At 30.3% G+C, this 14,961-nt stretch carries 14 protein-coding genes; 2 read left to right on the plus strand and 12 right to left on the minus strand.

The genetic code is table 11. The features are described from left to right. The first annotated feature begins 169 nt into the window (after positions 1-169). The gene (locus tag IC174_RS12010) at positions 170-2,845 is read left to right on the plus strand and encodes a transglycosylase domain-containing protein (protein WP_227482984.1); all 2,676 of its coding nucleotides are present in this window, start codon (positions 170-172) and stop codon (positions 2,843-2,845) included. Between the two features lie 204 nt (positions 2,846-3,049). Here the strand turns inward: IC174_RS12010 and IC174_RS12015 are convergent, their stop codons facing one another. From IC174_RS12015 to IC174_RS12030, 4 genes are read right to left on the minus strand one after another with little or no spacing between them, the layout of a single operon-like run. Continuing rightward, positions 3,050-3,985: a DUF1177 domain-containing protein gene (locus IC174_RS12015; protein WP_227433395.1), complete on the minus strand. Its 936-nt coding sequence runs from the start codon at positions 3,983-3,985 to the stop codon at positions 3,050-3,052. 39 nt (positions 3,986-4,024) lie between these two features. Further along, on the minus strand, positions 4,025-5,170 hold the full coding sequence (locus tag IC174_RS12020) for a M20 family metallopeptidase (protein WP_227482985.1): 1,146 nt from the start codon (positions 5,168-5,170) through the stop codon (positions 4,025-4,027). Positions 5,171-5,183: 13 nt separating this feature from the next. Further along, positions 5,184-5,648 carry a hypothetical protein gene (locus IC174_RS12025; protein WP_227433397.1) on the minus strand — a complete coding sequence of 155 codons (465 nt, stop codon included), beginning with the start codon at positions 5,646-5,648 and terminating at the stop codon, positions 5,184-5,186. Positions 5,649-5,662: 14 nt separating this feature from the next. Further along, on the minus strand, positions 5,663-6,496 hold the full coding sequence (locus IC174_RS12030; protein WP_227433398.1) for a DUF3100 domain-containing protein: 834 nt from the start codon (positions 6,494-6,496) through the stop codon (positions 5,663-5,665). A 148-nt stretch (positions 6,497-6,644) separates the two neighbouring features. On the opposite strand from IC174_RS12030, the gene IC174_RS12035 reads away from it, so the two are divergent. Beyond that, the gene (locus IC174_RS12035; RefSeq protein WP_227482986.1) at positions 6,645-7,517 is read left to right on the plus strand and encodes a LysR family transcriptional regulator; all 873 of its coding nucleotides are present in this window, start codon (positions 6,645-6,647) and stop codon (positions 7,515-7,517) included. A 130-nt stretch (positions 7,518-7,647) separates the two neighbouring features. On the opposite strand, the gene IC174_RS12040 is transcribed toward IC174_RS12035, so the two are convergent. The 8 genes from IC174_RS12040 to IC174_RS12075 all read right to left on the minus strand — a co-directional run bounded on the left by IC174_RS12040 (position 7,648) and on the right by IC174_RS12075 (position 14,811). After that, positions 7,648-8,667, minus strand: a complete 1,020-nt coding sequence (locus IC174_RS12040) for a LacI family DNA-binding transcriptional regulator (RefSeq protein ID WP_227482987.1) — start codon at positions 8,665-8,667, stop codon at positions 7,648-7,650. A 169-nt stretch (positions 8,668-8,836) separates the two neighbouring features. Then, a complete protein-coding gene (gene spoVAE, locus IC174_RS12045; RefSeq protein ID WP_227433401.1) occupies positions 8,837-9,199 on the minus strand; it encodes a stage V sporulation protein AE in 363 nt (120 codons plus the stop codon). A gap of 12 nt (positions 9,200-9,211) precedes the next feature. Then, the gene (gene spoVAD / locus IC174_RS12050) at positions 9,212-10,225 is read right to left on the minus strand and encodes a stage V sporulation protein AD (RefSeq protein WP_227433402.1); all 1,014 of its coding nucleotides are present in this window, start codon (positions 10,223-10,225) and stop codon (positions 9,212-9,214) included. Positions 10,226-10,393: 168 nt separating this feature from the next. Further along, positions 10,394-10,831 (minus strand): stage V sporulation protein AC, encoded by a 438-nt coding sequence (gene spoVAC, locus IC174_RS12055; protein WP_021425350.1) that lies wholly within the window; start codon positions 10,829-10,831, stop codon positions 10,394-10,396. Between the two features lie 238 nt (positions 10,832-11,069). Then, positions 11,070-11,834, minus strand: coding sequence for an RNA polymerase sporulation sigma factor SigF (gene sigF, locus IC174_RS12060; RefSeq protein WP_227433403.1), 765 nt, complete (start codon positions 11,832-11,834; stop codon positions 11,070-11,072). A 22-nt stretch (positions 11,835-11,856) separates the two neighbouring features. Beyond that, positions 11,857-12,285, minus strand: coding sequence for an anti-sigma F factor (spoIIAB, locus tag IC174_RS12065; RefSeq protein ID WP_227433404.1), 429 nt, complete (start codon positions 12,283-12,285; stop codon positions 11,857-11,859). A 13-nt stretch (positions 12,286-12,298) separates the two neighbouring features. After that, entirely contained in the window at positions 12,299-12,634 is a 336-nt protein-coding gene (gene spoIIAA / locus IC174_RS12070) for an anti-sigma F factor antagonist (RefSeq protein ID WP_227433405.1), read from the minus strand. Positions 12,635-12,720: 86 nt separating this feature from the next. Then, on the minus strand, positions 12,721-14,811 hold the full coding sequence (locus IC174_RS12075; protein ID WP_227482988.1) for a molybdopterin-dependent oxidoreductase: 2,091 nt from the start codon (positions 14,809-14,811) through the stop codon (positions 12,721-12,723). Positions 14,812-14,961: the final 150 nt, after the last annotated feature.

A 14,961-nucleotide genomic window follows, 5' to 3' on the forward strand; every position in this document is an offset into this window, starting at 1 on the left:
TATAATATTTGTCAAAAATAAATAAATAAAAATATAGACTTATTAATACATTTTGTTTATACATATCTACAATGTACAGAATATTATAGCAAATTCATTTTTTCTATTAATTACAAAATTACTCCTATTTGTGTTATAATATTGCATTAAGTAAGGAGGTTAAAATCTTATGAATAACGATAATGATAAAAATGGAAATAAAATAAGAAGAAAAAAGGTTAGTTCATCTAGTAGCTCAAATAAACCAGTTAATAGAAATTCAGCTAACAAAACTCATTCAACTAAAAGCAAGAAGAAATCTAAGAAAAGTGATAAATTTAAAAAACTAAGAGTATTTGGTATAGTATTTTTAGTTTTATTAGTTGTTGGTGCAGCAGGTACTGCTGGATTAGTATTTGCATCATTAAGAGATGTCTCTCCAGTTACAGAAGCTGTTTTAGACAAGCAAACAAACCAGACAACTACAATTAAATACGCTAATGGAAAAACATTATCTACTGCTCCAAGTGTAAATAAAAAGACACCCGTTCCATTAGATAAAATTTCAACTCATCTTCAACATGCAGTAATTGCAATAGAAGATGAACGTTTTTATGAACACAAGGGTGTTGACATTAAAGGTTTATTTAGATCAGTATTAAAAACTCTTACTGGTACTAAGCAAGGTGGTAGTACTATTCCTATGCAGGTATCTAAGATGTTATTGACTACTGAGCAACAAACTCTACCTCGTAAAATAAAAGATATTTATTATGCATATGAGATGAGTAAGACAGTAAGTAAAGACAAAATACTAGAAACTTATTTAAATAACTTCTTCGTTGGAAAGGGTCTTGCAGGAGCTGAGGCTGGTGCACGTGGTTATTTTGATAAGTCTGCATCTGACCTTACTATAGCTGAGTCAGCACTTCTTGCTGGTTCAACTAAAAATCCATCTAGGTTTTCAGCTTACAAAACTTCTAAATTAGATGGAAATGAAACTAAGAGTGACTTAGAGAATAAGTTGTTATTTTTTGTTAATACAACTGATGATGATTTAGATGACCCAACTCAAGTAGACTTTGATATGATTGAGAAATTAAAAACTTGGGAACTTATATCTAGTGATACTTATAGACAGCTAAAAGCAGGTACATTAGTTGTTAGAAAAGCTATAAACAACCCTGAAGCTAAGAAAAGACAAGAAATTGTTCTAAAGAAAATGTTAGACCTAGGATATATAAAACAAAAAGAATATGATGAAGCAATTAATGCTAAGATAGAAATAAAATTACCTAAATCAGCAGATAAAGTTTCTTCATCTGTAGAAGACCTTATTGAAAGTGAAGTTATAAATGCCCTAATGGAACAAGGACATACAAATGATGAAGCTCAAAACTTATTCTACAATGGTGGTCTAATTGTAAATACAACTATAGACCCTAAAATGCAGGATGCTTTGGAAGAAGAATTTGATAAAAATAGCAATTTCCCAGGACATATGGTTGGATCTGATGGAGTTAGCCAACCACAGTCTGCAATGGTAATTTTAGATTACAAAAATGGTGAAATAAGAGCACTAGCTGGAGGCCGAAACATAAGTGGCAGAAAAACTTTAAATCGTGCTACTAGCCCTCATCAGCCAGGTTCTTCTATAAAACCTCTAGCAATTTATACACCAGCTATTGATACTTTAAAGATTACACAATCAACTGCTCTAAATGATGTTAGAGGAGGGTATAAATTTGAAGAAAACACTAAATGGAATCCAAGAACTACCACTAGTGGTCATGGCTCTATGAGTTTACGTAAAGCTCTTGCTAAATCTTCAAATACAATAGCAGTTAAAACTGCTGAGATGCTTGGAGATTCTTATGATGAATGTATAGATATAATGATGGACTACTTAAAGAACTTTGGCATAACAACTGTTAAAAATAGCCAAACAGGAGCAACTGATAGACAGTTCCCAGCATTAACACTTGGTGGTATGGCAAGTGGTATTACTCCACTTCAGATGGCTGCTGCTTATGGTACATTAGCAAATCAAGGAGTTTATGTAGAACCATCTATTTACACTACTATAACTACTTTTGATGGGCAATTATTAGTTAAAAACGCTCCTGAAGAGCATAAAGTTGTAGACCCAGAAGTAGCTTATGTTGTTACAGATATGTTAGAAAGTGTAATTACTGAAGGTACAGGTGGTATTGCATCACTTCCTAAAGGAATGCCTGTTGCAGGTAAAACAGGTACTACAAATAGCGCATATGATGCTTGGTTTGTTGGTTATACACCTTATTATGTAGGAGCAACATACATTGGAGATGATGCTGGTAGAAAAGATGATGCTGGTAACACTATAAAACGTAGAGATGTTCCACATGGAAGTACTAGTACAGCAAAACTTTGGCAAAAAATCATGGCAAAAATACATGCAAATTTAACAGTTACTGAATTTGAAGTTCCTAAAAATGTATATTTTACAAAAATTAATTTAGAAGATGGAGGAAAGCAATCTTCTGGCTCTAAAGCAGCATTTATTGAAGGTACTGCTCCTTCTAGAGTAAGTTCTCAGCCATCTCCTGAAGATACAAAGAAACCAGATAATAATCAACAAGAAGAAGAAAACAATAATAACAACAATAATTCAGGTAATAATGGTGGTGGCTCTACTCCTCCTGATAACGGTGGAAATAGTGGCGGTACTACTACTCCTCCTGACAATGGTGGAAACAGTGGCGGTACTACTAACCCTCCTGACAATGGTGGAAACAGTGGTGGTACTACTAACCCTCCTGACAATGGTGGAAACAGTGGTGGTACTGTCACCCCTCCTGATGGTGGTGGAAATACAACACCATAGTTTAATAAAAGATTACATTTAAATATTAATAAATAATTAAAATTCAAACAAAAATATAAGGAGTTGCCTCAAAGTGATTTTTAGAAATCCTCGATGAGACACTCCTTTTTTAGTAATTATAATTAATGTGGCGATTGTTATAATATTTATATATTACAAACTATATAAACTTATTACAAACTATATAAACTTTATATTTTTTGCTTATTGTATACCAAAAGTTTGGAATGCGTTTAATTTCCCATATCTTTTGATAAGTATATCCCATTCTTCCTTATCATAAAAATCACACTTATTTACACCAAATAATTTGCCAACTTCAATTGCAAATCTACCAGCTGACTCTAAATCACTAAAATGAGTTGCACCTGTAGCACATCCAGCAACAGGCATTTCTGTAGTAATTGCTACTCCAACTACTGGAGAATTTGTAGCAACTGCTGGCTGTAAAATACTATTCAAGTGATACAGGTCATTTCCATATGGTGTTATATCTTGAATAGATAAAGGAAATACAAATGGAGATTTTCCAGTTACAGTCTGTATAATATCTAAAAGATTATCACTAGTTTTCAATATGTACCCCTCTTTGACAGTTGGCGATATTGCAAATCCTCTAGTATTGATTATTCTATTACCTTTAGTAGTATCGATTGAAAGTATTGCATCACAACTACTGTCAACTTCATTTTCATTCATAGTTGTCATATCTATTGGTGAATCCATAAAAGGTGTAGGATAATGCTCTTTAGTTGGAGCATCTGGACAAATATGAGTAGAAATTATAATATCTCCTTCTAGCACATCTCCTTTTCGTTGCATATCTAAAAGTTTCGCTGCTACTGAAATTGCTACTAATGCTCCATCACCATCTGAAACAAAACCTATTACATCTGGTCTTGCTCCAATACCTCCAAGTCTGCCTAAAATACCTAAAGTAGGGGCATTTCCTCCGTTTAATTTACCATTCTTACCAGCAATTGTAAGCTTAACTAAGTCTGTAGAACCTTTACTTGATGATAGCTTTTTTACTATTATATTTTCTCCACCATAGCTTTGTAAGTATGTCTTCACTTCTTCTCCACTTGCAGTTGATTTGTCTAAAATGTCATAAACCTCTAATACTTGTTTTAATATCATATTTAGTCTCCTTTCTTCATGTATTTTTTTAGTAATACATTATTTACTGTACAAAACATCTACACCACACATTGCTAGTACTTTAATTGCTTTTATAAGTGCTATTTTTCCTTCTTCGCCACCAGCAGCTACAGCAAATTCTTCTGTATGAGTTGCAGTGTTTTCTTTTAATTTTATATATGCTTGTATTGCAGGTATTTCATGAGTTAAATTTCCAGTATCAGTTGAACCAATACCTTGAGTTAAATCTCTTTCAATATAATCTTCGCCCAATACTTCAAAATTTTCTCTAACTATATTTACCAATCTTGAATCATTTTTTATCTCTTTATATATCTCATCTAATTGAATTACTTCTACACTAGTTCCTGTAGAAATTGCAGCTCCCTTAGCACAATCTTTAAGCATATCACAAATTTCATTTAGGTATTCTATACTTAATGCTCTTACATTAAATATAGCTATAGATTTTTCAGGAATTATGTTGTGTATACTACCTCCATCATTTATAATTCCATGTACTCTTGCATAATCTTTAAGATGTAATCTCATGCTATTTACACTATTGAATAATGCTATTACTCCACTTAATGCACTTCTTCCTTCCCAAGGATAAGCAGCAGCATGAGAAGCTTTTCCACTAAAATCAAATTTTAAGTTAACTTGAGCAAATGATATATCATCAGGTATTGAAGCATCACATGGATGTAAAATTAATGCAGCATCTACATCTTTAAATACCCCTTCTCTAATCATAGTTATTTTTCCACCTACTCTTTCTTCTGCAGGTGTTCCAAATACTTTTACAGTTCCTTCTATATCATATTTTTTTATAACTTCTTTTAAAATAATACCCGCTCCAACAGAACTTGTACCTATTATATTATGTCCACAAGCATGTCCCATACCTGGAAGTGCATCATATTCAGCTAGAAAAGCTACTGTCTTTCCACCAGTTCCATTTGAGTATACTGCCTCAAAAGATGTTTCTAATCCTCCTACACCCTTTGTCACATCAAATCCATTTTCTTCTAATAAATTACATAATGCTTTTTGTGATTTAAATTCTTCAAATGCTAATTCTGGATTTTCAAATAAAGATTTGGATACCTTTTCAAATGATGCTTTTTTCTCATCAGATAACAGCTTTATATCTTCTTTGATTTTTAATTTTAATTCTTTCATACTTACTACCTCCTTAAATCATTCCATTTATTTTTAGAACTGTTTGAGATATAAAAGCAGAACCAAAATAAGTAGATGTCATAACTATAAATGATATAACTACTAGCTTCCAACTCAAAGTCTTTAATATGTCTAATTGGTTACCTACAGAAATTCCTGCAAAAGCTAATAATGGTGTTACTGTAGACATAAAATTGATTTTTCCTATATTACTTGCTATAAAATCTCCAACTGGTGATATGGGAAGTGATAATACAAACGCAACTAAAGTCGCCCATGCAAAACCTGGTAAATTTGGTCTCTTAACAAAATTCTTTATTACAATAGCAATTATTACTAATATAAACCCAAATACACTTCCAATCAACAAATCTTTAGCCTGTGTTTTAAGTGCTATAGCCTGTCCAAAGCAAATAATAATATATATGAACATTACTATTTTTATCTGTTCCATAATAGTCTTCAAAGTCTTTTCCATCTATACATCCTCCATTATAAGACATCTCTTGTTTTTGTTTTTTTTCTACTTCTAAACTTCTCAATAATCGGAGCCACTTTACTATAATAATAATTAGCAACTGGTAATGATAAAAATAATTCTATGTATATTCCAGTAACAGCTGTAATCAATCCACTGGTAGCTGAATAAGCTAAAATCTGTTCAGACATATTTGGGACAGTATTCATCAATGATGCTGTTGCAGCCCCCATCATAGAACCACTTCCCATTCCTGATGCCATTGCTAAAGCATATGGATGAAAGCCTATAAGAACACCCAATGGTGCCAAAAATGAAAATAATAATGTTCCAAAGATACTACCACTTATATAAGTTCCCAATGTTCCTATACCTTCTGGTGAATTTAATCCATACTTATCCCCAATAATTCCTAGTGCTGTGTCACGACATAATGAAAAAGTCCCTCCTAATGCACTTCTTCCAAGACCTAGTGCTACTCCAACAGGTAATGCTATCAACATTGTACCCATATGACCAAACTCTTGTAATAAAAGTGCTGGTCCTGCTTGAAGTAATATACCAACTTTAGGACCTGCATTAATTCCAAACATTATTCCTAATGGATATAGAGTTAAAGATAAAAGATATGGAGATACATTTATTTCATTATCTCCTATAAACTTTTTTAAAGCTGGTATAACCCTTCCTAACAAATGAGGTGAAACAGCCATACCTATAAAGATAGCCCATAGTATACTAAGTAAAGTTATATTAATACCCATAACTTTAAATGAAATAGGCCCAATTAATTCAGCCAATACTGTAATTATACAGGCTGCTATCAGAGCATTTTTAATTCCTTTCATTTTTATACCTCCTTGCAATTTTTATAATTTTCTTACAATATAAGTATTAGTGATTTAATTATATATTCTCTCATAGACAATGTATAATATAAATTTTTCATTATTTTTATATGCTTTTAGTCATAAAGTAAAAGGAGGATTAAGCATCATGGATTTATTACAATTAAAATATTTTCAAGTTGTAGCTTGTACTGAAAATATGACTAATGCTGCTAAGCAATTACATGTAACACAGTCAGCACTTAGCAAAAGTATAGCTCTACTTGAAATGGATTTAGGTGTAAAATTATTTGACAGGAAAGGAAGGTCTATTAAATTAAACTATCGTGGAAATATTTTCCTTAAAAGAGTTGATTCTATACTTAATTTATTAGATACATCAACCAAAGAAATAAAAGATTTAGCTTGTAGCGAATTTGACCAAATCAAATTAATCGTACTTACTGCATCAGGGTTAATTTTAGATGTACTTAGTGAATTTAAAAAATTACATCCAAATATTTCATTCAAATTAATGCAACATATTCCAAAATCAACATTTGACTACGATTTTGATATATGTATTACTTCATATTGCTTTGAATTTAAGTCATCAAATTATGAAGTATTAACTAGTGAAGAAATATTTATAGGTGTACCTTACAGCAATCCACTATCAGAGCTTAATAGTGTGTATTTTAAAGATGTACAAGATGAGAATTTTATATGTTTAGATGAAGGTACAAATTTCAGAAAAATTACAGATAGATTTTGTAACTATGCTGACTTTGAACCTAATGTAGGTTTTGAATGTGATTCTCCTTCAACCGTTTATAATTTGATAAAAGAAGGTCATGGAGTTGGATTTATTCCTGAAAAATCATGGTGTATAGATTATGAATCTTCTATTAAACTATTACCTATTAATGATATAAGATGTGAGCAATTTATTGAGCTATATTGGACAGATAATAAATTTTTAAACAAGTCAACAAGAATGTTTATTGATTTTATAAAAAACTATCTTAATGAAACTACTTAAAAAATAATAAATCTCAATGTTGTACCGAGACTCAAAAGTTAGATTTTATACTGGAATGAACTTTCATTCCAGTATTTTTATTTATTCAAGTTTTTATTGATATTAAATTCTATAATCAACTGGATTACTTTTAGTCTTTTATTCTATTAACGCTGTTTCTTATAATTAGTCTTGGATAAAGTTTTCTTGGGATATGTTCTGTGCTCTTTTTATTTATTGTATTTACTAAACTATCTACTCCATTTTTTATAACTTGCTCTCTTGGGTCATCTATTGTCGATAAGTGTGACCTAAAGTAAGATATTAATTCAATATTATTATATCCTATTACAGATAAGTCTTCTGGTACATTTATACCATAAGTAGTTTTTAATTCTTGTATTATAGAAATAGCTGGTACATCTTGTTGCACAAATATAGCTGAAGCCTTTTTTATTTTATCAATATGATTTCTTAATAGTTCAACTTGAGATTCAAAATCCATTTTAGATTCAATTACATCTGTCTTTAAATTAGCTTCTTCCATAGCATTTAAATACCCTTTGGTTCTATCTTCATGCATTTTTGAACTCTTATCTTCTGAAGTTATTGTTATTATATTTTTATGACCATGGTCGATTAAATGTTTAGTAGCTATATAGCCTCCATATACGTTATCGTCCCAAAAGAAGTTATCTACCTCTCCTACAAAAGATGGCTTAAAATATATGAATACGTGTGGAAAATTATTGTCTTTTAAAAACTCATACTCTTCTTTTTTTATTGATTGAGACACTATTACTAATCCATCAACCATTTGTCCATTAACCATTTTATAGACATTACTATCACCACTAATGTTGTTATTGGGCTGTATTATAAAGTCGTACTTATTAGTCTCAATAGAATTTATAGAACTGTCCATTATATCACTAAAAAATTTTCTAGTGTCTTGATGATTAAAATTATTTGAAAAGATTACCCCTATTCTATTTGTTTCTTTTTTTGCTAGATTTCTCGCATTTACATTAAAATGAAACCCTAGCCTGTTAGCCTCTTCCACTACCTTCTTTTTTGTTTTTTCAGATACATTAGGATTATTGTTTAAGCACCTAGAAACAGTTGAATAGCTAATGCCTAGGTTCCTTGCAATATCTTTAATAGTTACCATCTTTATCCCCTACTTCACTTCATTTTATTTTTGCTAATATAATACTACACCATGTTGTAAATAATTGTCAACTTGATTATGTAAACGCTTGTAAGTATAAAAAAATAGGTAGAATCTAAAAAGATATCTACCTACTTTATACAAAAAATTATCATATATTTAAGTGGTTTTATGGTTTTGCTTTTGGTGTAAATACTACCGACATAATATATCCAAAAAATATAGCTGCGGCTATCCCACCAGCTGTAGCAGTTGTTCCACCTAGGAAAATACCTAAAAATCCATCACTTTGTATTGATTTTATTACTCCTTTGGCAAGTGAATATCCAAATCCTATTATAGGAACTGTTGCACCTGCTGCTGCAAACTTAACTAATGGTTCATAAAGTCCTAGAAAAGTTAAAACTACACCAGTTGTTACATATGTCACCATAACATATGGAGTTTGCATTTTAAAGTAGTCCATCATTACTTGAGCTATTAAACATATAATTCCACCTACAATAAATACTCTTACGTATTCCATTAACATATATATCACTTCCTACTCATTTACTATTACTACTGCATGTGCAACACAAGGTATTGTTTGCTTTTGTAGTGTACTTGTTGGTGATAATAGTGCTCCTGTTGATACAAGCATTACTTTGTTAAATTCTTTTTTTCTTAATTTTTCATATATATATCCTGCAAATACTGTAGCTGAACATCCACATCCACTCCCACCACAGTGAACATCTTGCTCTTTAAGGTTAAACATTTCTATACCACAATCAGTATAACACTTTGAAATATCTACACCCTTCTCTTTCAAAAAGTCTTCTGCTATTTGTTTGCCAAGTGTACCTAAATCGCCAGTAGCAATTATGTCAAAGCTATTTGGGTCATCATTAGTATCTTCAAAATAAGAATATATAGTATCTATTGCTGCTGGAGCCATGGCTGGTCCCATATTATTACCATCATCAATACCTTTATCTATTACTTTTCCAACTGTAACATATTTTACTTTAGGACCTTCTCCATTAGGAGCTAATAAAACACTTCCTGCTCCTGTAACTGTCCATTGAGCTGTCATTGGCTTTTGATTTCCTAATTCTAGTGGAAATCTAAATTGTCTTTCTGCTGTACAATAATGGCTTGATGTTCCTGATAGCACTAAATCTGCAAAACCACCATCTACAAGCATAGAGCCTATGCAAAGTCCTTCTGCCATTGTAGAACAAGCGCCATATATACCCAAAAATGGAATTGCTAATTCTCTTGCAGCAAAAGATGCTGGTACTATTTGATTGATTAAATCCCCGCCTAGCATATAATTTACATCTGACAGTTTTTTTCCTGCCTTCTGTATGGCTTTCTGAGATGCAGTCTCTACCATTTTACTTTCAGCCAATTCCCAAGTTTTTTCACCATATAAATCATCAGTCATAATCATATCAAAATAATCTTTTAATGGTCCTTCACCTTCTTTAGAACCAACAATAGTACCAGCTGATATTATTGTTGGTTTATTCTCTAGCTTGACTGTTCTTTTTCCAATTCTTTTATTTTTCATATTTTCACACCTTTTTAATTTTGCATTTTAATATTTAATTTTTTAATATTAATTAAAAATATTAATTAAAATCTGCATGATTATTTCCTAACTAACTACTTCCATAACTATTTTTCAGATTTCATATCTTCTTCATAATTAATAAAATTTAAATTAAATAAAAATCCTCTAAAACATCTTAAAAATATAATAAATAATTCCACATAAAATAGAAGAACCTATACCATAAACTAAAACTGGCCCTGCAATTTTAAATAAGTTTGCACCTACACCTAATACATATCCTTCTCTTTTATACTCCATAGCAGGAGATACTATTGAGTTAGCAAAACCTGTTATTGGTATTATAGAACCAGCTCCTGCTCTTTTTCCGATTAGGTCATAAACTCCTAATCCAGTTAGAAATGCCCCTATAAATATCAGTGTTATTGATGTAGCGGAACTAGCACCTAATTTATCAAGACCTCCAACTTTCATGTATAAATCACTTATGGCTTGCCCTATCATACAAATAATTCCACCTACAATAAATGCAAGTGTATAGTTTTTTAAATATGTAGGTTTTGGGCTTATTTGGTCTACATATTTTTTATAATTTTTATCCATACTAAACACCTCTCTAAAGTATTATTTGTTAATTTTAAAAAAATAAACCTATTATTTATTTTAGACACTCAAAGTTTTGTCAAAAAATAAAAAAGATGCCTAATAAAGAAAATAATTTATTTTCTATCATAAAGACACCTTGTTTTTTAATATTTTTTATTTGAACTTATAATTTTTTAATAGTAACTTAAAAACTTAATATAAAAATTCTAAAAAGTTTAATATATCATAAGTATTATCATGATATATATTCTTTTAACTTAGATAATACTTTTTTCTCTATTCTTGATACTTGAACCTGTGATATATTGAGCATTTCTCCTATTTCACTTTGAGTCATATCTTCAAAATATCTGAGAACTATTATTTGACGTTCTCTCTTATCCAGTCTTCCAAGTATATCCTTTAATAATATATTATCTACAACTTTTTCTTCCTCACTTTCTCCTTTCATGCTTATCTTATCAATAAGGCATATTGGAGAACCTTCTTCTTCATGAATAACACCTTGCAAATACTCTACATTAAAATTAGCTTCCATAGCCATTACTAAATCTTCTTTTTCTACATCTAATGCTTGAGCTATTTCTTCTATACTTGGTTCTCTGCCTAGCTTTTTAGTTAAAGCTTCACTTTCCATCTTGGCCTTTACAGCTATTTGCTTCAATGACCTTGATACTTTTATCATACCATCATCTCTTAAGTATCTCTTTATTTCACCTAGAATCATTGGTACTGCATAAGTAGAGAATTTAACATTAAATTTAGGGTCAAATTTATATATTGATTTTATTAAACCTATAGAACCTAATTGAAATAAATCTTCTCTATCATACCCTATATTTAAAAATCTAGATACAACGCTCCTAACTAGACCTAAATTACTTGATATTAATATTTCTTTTGCCTCTTCATCTCCATTTTGAACTTTATCAATAAGTTCTAGAGTCTCTTCATGACTAAGAAGAGGTTTTTTTTCTTCTCTGGCAACAGTTACTTCCATAATAAAACCTCACTTTTGGACTTTATTTAGGCAAATTTATTTTTTTAGTCATTTCAATTCTAGTGCCATTATCTTTTCTAGAACTTACCTCTACATCGTCCATAAAGCTTTTCATAACTGTGAATCCCATTCCTGATCTATCAAGTTCTGGTTTTGATGTATAAAGTGGTTCCATTGCCTTCTCCACATTTTCTATTCCATACCCTTCATCTTCAACTACGATTTTTATAGTATTTCCCTCTATCTCACATTTCAAAAAAACAAACTTAGAACTGTCTTCTTCATATCCATGTATTATAGCATTTGTAACAGCCTCAGAGACAGCAGTCTTTATATCAACTAATTCATCTACTGTTGGGTCTAATTTTGCTGCAAATGATGCTACTATAACTCTTGCTAAACTTTCATTTTCTGATAGTGCCGAAAATTTAACTTCCATAATATTATTCATCACATACTCCTCCCTACAAAGAACTTAGAGCTTCTTCATACGTATCATAAATGCCAATAATTTTATTTAACCCAGATAAATCAAAAATTTTCTTAACTCGTGAACTTATATTAATTACTGAAACTCGTCCCCCTTCATTAGAAATTTTTTTATATCTACCTATGATGACACCTATACCTGAAGAATCCATAAAATTAATATTTCCAAAATCAAATACAACATTTTTTACTTGATTAACACTTAATAAGTTATCTATTTCTTCCCTTATTTCATTAGCTACATGGTGGTCTAGTTCTGAGCACATAAATTCTATGTATAGATTCTTATGTTCTAAGGAATATTTTACCATCAAAATCCCTCCTTCAATAGTTTTGTAAAAATAGTAACTTTTAATCAATTCTATAATCGCATTTCTATTCCTTCAATGAAATTTAACTAGTTTTGTCGTATTATTTCTACCATCGTTTCATTATATGTTACTTGACCACCAATATCCGATATACCAGTATCTGTTAAACTATTAGGATTGCCATGTTTCTTCCACCATCCAACATACATTTTTACTATATAATCACTTACTCCACTATCTATATTTATCTGTACATCTATTTTTGTTTTTTTTGACTTTAAAGTTACAATATCCTTATTGTTAACACCTATTTTTCTAGCCATAATTTGATTTATATACGCTTGAGCTATAGATGTCTTATCCATAAAGTGTTGACTAAACAAAGTATCTGCATGGTGATTAGTTAGCAGTCTAAAAATATTTTTCCTATTTTCATCTTCAAAGTTTCTAGTTTTATTACTTATATACACTGGAATTGGACTAATTCCTAAATCTCTTATCCTTTCTGAATAAAGTTCATATTTTCCAGATGGAGTTTCGAACTTCTTATCTTCCCAAGCAATAGGATTATGTATAGTAAAATAACTATTTTTAAGTTTCTCTATATCTAGACTTTTCTCAAAACGTTTAAGCGGCTCAATTACTTTTTCTAAGTATTCTTTTTTTGTTACAAAAGGATAACCTTCTAGTTTCATCTTTTTAGCTAACTCCATAAAAAAATAATACTCATCCATCAATTCATGCTTTGGTGTTACTGCTCTTTCATTGTATGTTATATATGGATTGGTCATTGAACTATAAATTATATCTTCACTTTCAAGCGTATTTGTACAAGGTATAAATAAGTCACATAAAGTAGCTGTGTCAGTCATAAACATATCAAAGCATACTTTAAATTCAATCTTTGAAAAAACTCTTTCTAACTCTACTAAATCTGGCAATTGATTTAACATATTACTTTTAGTTATTACTGCCATCTTTATAGGAATATTTCCTTTTAGTGATTTACTTGACATCTTATCAAACTTGTTCAATGTATTATTTGGTTTCTCTAATGTATTATTAACTTCATCTGATATACTGTCTTTTAAGGATTCTTCTATAAACTTGCTAATATTACTTACATAAAACTCCCTATCTTCGCCATATGATTGGCTATTATAAGGGTCAGCATCTATCACATTTGGATAAACCTTATTAGCATAATTCACTCCACCACCACTAAATCCTATTTGACCTGTTATAGCTCCTAATGCATCTATCGCTCTTATTGTATTTCCTCCATTTTTATACTTTTGAAGACCATAACCTACATTTATACTTGAATATTTATTAGCATATAAATCAACTAATGCACTTATATCCTTTTCTTTAACACCACATTCATTACATAAAAAGTTTAAATCTAATGAATCCAAATATTTTTTATATTCCTCAAAACCAACAACATACGAATTTATATATTCTTCGTTCTGCAGGTTATCTTCTATTATAATTTTTGCCATAGCTATAGCTAATGCTCCATCTGTTCCAGGGTTTACTTGTATGTACTTATCTGCCATTTGAGCAGTCTTTGTATATATAGGGTCAATGACTACTATTTTTATCCCTTTTTCTTTGGCTTTTTTAATTATTTGCATAGTATGAATGGTAGTATATGCTGGATTTTTTCCCCATATAAATATACTCTTGCTGTTTAGCATATCTTCTATAGCATGTCCCTTAGCTACTCCAAAGTCATACTTTTGGGCATGCATTCCTGCACTCCAACATGGGCCACCCTTATGCCTACTAACTCCTCCATAAAAATTAAAAAATACATCTCCTATATATTTTAATATAGACCCACTTCCATATTGGTCATAGTGCATAATAGACTTTGATGTATAATGTTCTTTATAAAATAGGAGTTTATCTGCCATTATCTCTAATGCTTCATCAAAAGAAATCTTTTTCCATAGACCATCTACCTTTAACATTGGAGTCTCTATCCTATCTTTATGATTTAATCTATCTAAATGAGCAAACCCCTTTTTACATATAAATCCTTTTGTATAAGGATGATTTCTATCTCCTTCAATTTTTATCACATTATTTCCTTTAGTATAAACATTAAATTTACAACAATCATGGCAATCTAGTGTACATCCATGACTTAATTTCTTTATTGTATCCATAAAATATCTTTATCTCCTTATAAAAGTTACATATTCACTATATTTTCATTAAATTTCATATACTTAAAATACTCTGTTTAAGACATAAGTATATTTTATCAAAATAAATTTAAAAATACCTTATAAATATGATATTCATATAAAATTACT

Source organism: Clostridioides sp. ES-S-0001-03 (genome assembly GCF_020676075.1).
GTDB lineage: Bacteria > Bacillota > Clostridia > Peptostreptococcales > Peptostreptococcaceae > Clostridioides.